2 protein-coding genes are annotated in these 4287 nt (G+C 77.4%); both read left to right on the forward strand.

Going from position 1 to position 4287, the window contains the following annotated elements:
• Window positions 1–591, forward strand: a 591-nt coding sequence (locus tag L6E12_RS33400; RefSeq protein ID WP_236231914.1) for an acyl carrier protein, incomplete at its 5' end; no start/stop codon positions are given.
• 7 nt (window positions 592–598) lie between these two features.
• Window positions 599–4287: type I polyketide synthase (locus L6E12_RS33405; RefSeq protein ID WP_236231915.1), on the forward strand; the 3689-nt coding region annotated here is incomplete at its 3' end.

Here is a 4287-nt window from a genome sequence, read left to right on the forward strand (position 1 = left end):
ACGGCGGCGCGGCGCGCGGCCGCCGCTGCCGCGGGGGAGGTCCCGCTCGCGCAGCGGCTCGCCGCGACCGCGCCGCGGGCCCGCGCCGGGCTGGTGCTCGACGTGGTGTGCGACCACGTCGCGGCCGTCCTCGGGTTCACCCACCGGGCGGCGGTCGACCCCGAGCGGCCGTTCAAGGACGTGGGCTTCGACTCGCTGACCGCCGTCGAGCTGCGCAACCGGCTCACCGCGGCCACCGGGCTCAAACTGCCCGCGACCCTGGTGTTCGACCACCCCACGCCCGCCGCGCTCGCCGCGCACCTCGACGAGGGCCTGGGCGCGTCCGCCCCGGCGGCACCGGCCGTCCGGGACACCGACGTCACCGCCGAACTGGACCGGGTCGCGCTCGCGCTGGAGACCGCCGACGCCGACGCCGCCGGGGCCCTCGCCGCCCGGCTGCGCGAGCTGCTCGACCGGGCGACCGCGGCGGCCGAGCCGTTCGACCCGTTCGAGCCCGAGGACCCCGCCTCGGCCACGGCGCTGGCCGACGTCGCCGACGAGGACATCTTCGACTTCATCGACCAGCGCTTCGGCCGCTCGGAAAATGTGTGAGGCAGCCATGACCGACCAGCAGAAGAAGCTGACCGATTACCTGCGCCGCGTCACCGCGGAGCTGGCGGAGACCGACGCCAGGCTGCGCGCGCACCAGGCCCGCGACGCCGAGCCGATCGCCATCGTCGCCGCCGCCTGCCGCTTCCCCGGCGGGATCGGCTCGCCCGAGGAGCTGTGGCGGCTGGTCGCGGGGGGCGTCGACGCCGTCGAACCGTTCCCCGAGGACCGGGGCTGGCCCGCCGACCTGCACCACCCCGACCCCGACCACCCCGGCACCTCCTACGCCCGGCACGGCGGCTTCCTGGCCGGGGCGGGCGAGTTCGACCCCGGCCTGTTCGGCATCTCCCCGCGCGAGGCGCTGGCCATGGACCCGCAGCAGCGCCAGCTATTGGAGGTCACCTGGGAGCTGTTCGAGCGTGCGGGCCTCGACCCCGCCGCCCAGCGCGGCGCCGACACCGGTGTCCTGGTCGGCGCGGCGTACTCCGGCTACGGCTCGGCCGCGCACGAGGTGCCCGAGGGCGTCGAGGGGCACCTGCTCACCGGCAACGCGGGCAGCGTCATCTCCGGGCGCATCGCCTACGCCTTCGGCCTGGAGGGCCCCGCGCTCACCGTCGACACGGCCTGCTCGTCCTCGCTCGTGGCCCTGCACCTGGGGGTCAACGCGCTGCGCCGCGGCGACTGCTCGCTGGTCATCGCAGGCGGCGCGACCGTCATGCCCACCCCCGAGGTGTTCACCGCGTTCTCCCGCCAGCGCGGCCTGGCCCCGGACGGGCGCTGCAAGTCCTTCGCCGACGCCGCCGACGGCACCGGCATGGGCGAGGGGGTCGGCCTGGTCCTGCTCGAACGGCTCTCCGCCGCCCGGCGCAACGGCCACCGCGTGCTCGCCCTCGTGCGCGGCACCGCGGTCAACTCCGACGGCGCGTCCAACGGCCTGACCGCCCCCAACGGCCCGTCGCAGCGGCGGGTCATCCAGAAGGCCCTGGCCGCCGCCCGGCTCACCCCCGCCGAGGTGGACATGGTCGAGGCGCACGGCACCGGCACCGTCCTCGGTGACCCGATCGAGGCCCAGGCACTGCTGGCCACCTACGGTGCCGATCGCGCCGAACCGCTGTACCTGGGCTCGGTGAAGTCCAACCTGGGGCACACGCAGGCCGCCGCGGGCGTCGCCGGGGTGATCAAGCTCCTCGGCGCGCTCCGGCACGGCGTGCTGCCCAAGACCCTGCACCTGGACCAGCCCACCACGCACGTCGACTGGTCCGCGGGGTCCGTCGAACTGCTGACCGAGGCCCGCCCGTGGCCTGCCGTCGACCGGCCGCGGCGCGCGGCGGTGTCGTCGTTCGGCATCAGCGGCACGAACGCGCACGCGATCCTGGAGCAGGCCCCGGCCGTCGACGAGCCCGAGCGCGCCGAGGCCACCGGTGTCTTCGCCTGGCCGGTGTCCGGGCGCACGCCCGAAGCGCTGCGCGAGCAGGCTTCCCGGCTCGCGGCCCACCTGCGGGCCACCCCCGCCGACCCGCGCGACGTGGCCCGCACGCTCGTCGAGGGACGCGCCGACCTGCCCGCGCGCGGCGTCGCCGTCGGCCGCACCGCCGAGCAGTTGATCGCGGGCCTGGACTCGCCTGCCGTTCGGGGCACCGCCGTGCGCGGGCGGACCGCGTTCGTGTTCACCGGCCAGGGTTCGCAGCGCGCGGGCATGGGCGCTGGGCTCGCCGCGCAGTTCCCCGCGTTCGCCGAGGCGTGGGACGAGGTCCTGGGCCTGTTCCCCGCCCGGGTGCGGGAAGCGATCGCGGATGGGTCGCGCATCGACGAGACCCAGTTCGCCCAGCCCGCGATCTTCGCGTTCGAGGTCGCGGTGGTGCGGCTGTTCGAGTCGTGGGGCGTGCGGCCGGACGTGGTCATCGGGCACTCGGTGGGGGAGATCGCCGCGGCGTGGGCCGCGGGCGTGTTCTCCCTGGCCGACGCCGCGCGGCTGGTCGTCGCGCGCGGCGCGCTCATGGGCTCGATCGGCGCCCGGGGTGCGATGGCCGCCCTGGACGTGCCGGAGTCGGAGGTCACCGCGCCTTCGGGCGTCGAGGTCGCCGCGGTGAACACCGCCGGGTCCGTGGTGGTGTCCGGTGACGCCGACGCCGTGGCGGCCGTGGTGGCCGAGCACAAGGCGCGCGGGGTCAAGGCGTCGCTGCTCAAGGTCAGCCACGCCTTCCACTCCGCGCACGTCGACGGGGTGCTGGCCGAGCTGCGGGCCGTGGTGGACGGCATCGACCGCTCGCCCGCCCAGGTCGAGTTCATCGGCGTCGCGGGTGAGCAGGACCCCACCGACGGCGGGTACTGGGTCGACAACGCCCGCCGCGCGGTCCGCTTCGCCGACGGCGCCGCCTGCCTCGACGCCGCGCACGTCCTGGAGGTCGGCCCCGACGCTGCCCTCACCCCGGCCGTCGCGGGCTGCGTCCCCGCCCAGGTCCGCGACCGCGACGAGGCCGAGACCGCCGTGCGCGCCCTCGCCGCCCTGTACGCGGGCGGGCGCGGCGTCGACTGGTCCGCCTTCACCGCCGGTGGCCGCGTCGTCGACCTGCCCACCTACGCCTTCCAGCACGAGCGCTTCTGGCTCGACCCGGCCCACCGCTGCGCCGATGACACCCCCGGCTGGCTCTACCGCACCACCTGGCAGCGCATCACCCCCGACCCCGCCGACCTGCCCGCGGACTGGGCCCCGCACAGCCCGGCCACCCCGGCCGAGGCGCTGGCCCTGGTGCAGGGCGCGACGGCGCCCCTGTGGTTCGTCCTGCCAGACGATGGCGAGCACACCGAGGCCATCGCCGCCCTCGGCCGCACCGCCGCGCTGGAGGTGCCCGAGCGCTGGGGCGGCCTGGTCCGGGTCACCGGCCCGGCCGACCTGGGGCCGGTGGTGGCCAGCGGCGAGCCCGAGACCGCGGTGCGCGACGGCGCGGTGTTCGCCCGCCGCCTCGTGCGCGTCTCCGGCCGCGAGCGCTGGCGCCCGCGCGGGACGGTGCTGATCACCGGCACCGGCGGCCTCGCCCGCGAGACCGCCCGCTGGTGCGCCGAGCAGGGCGCGGAGCGGGTCGTGCTGGTCAGCAGGCGCGGGCTCGACGCCGAGACCGCCGCCGCCCTGGGCGCCGAGGCGCGCGCCGCCGACGCCACCGACCAGGACGCCATGGCCGCGCTCGTCGACGAGGTCCGCCCGACCGCTGTGGTGCACACCGCGGGCGTGCTCGACGACGGCGTGCTGGACCGGCTGACCCCGGACCGGCTCGCCGCCGTCGCCGCGCCCAAGCTCGCCGCCGTGCGCGTGCTGGCCGAGGCCGTCGCGCGGGTCGGCGGGGTGGAGGCGTTTGTCGTCTTCTCCTCCGCCGCGGCGACCTTCGGCTCCGCCGGGCAGGGCAACTACGCCGCCGCCAACGCCGAGCTGGACGAGTTCGCCCGCCGCGCCCGCGCCGCCGGGACACCGGTCACCTCGCTGGCCTGGGGCCCGTGGGCCGGGTCGGGCATGGCCGCCGACACCGCCGGTGCCGCCGACCGCACCGCCCGCGGCGGGTTCGCCGCGATGGACCCGGACCGGGCGCTCACCGCGCTGGCCGCCGCCGTGGGCACCGGGCTGCCCGCCGTCACCGTCGCGGACATCGACTGGGGCGTGCTCGGCGCCCGCCGGGCCCCGCTGTTCGCCGCGCTGCCCGAGGCCCG

Origin of the sequence: Actinokineospora sp. PR83 (genome assembly GCF_021056305.1) — a bacterium.
Taxonomy (GTDB): Bacteria; Actinomycetota; Actinomycetes; order Mycobacteriales; family Pseudonocardiaceae; genus Actinokineospora; species Actinokineospora spheciospongiae.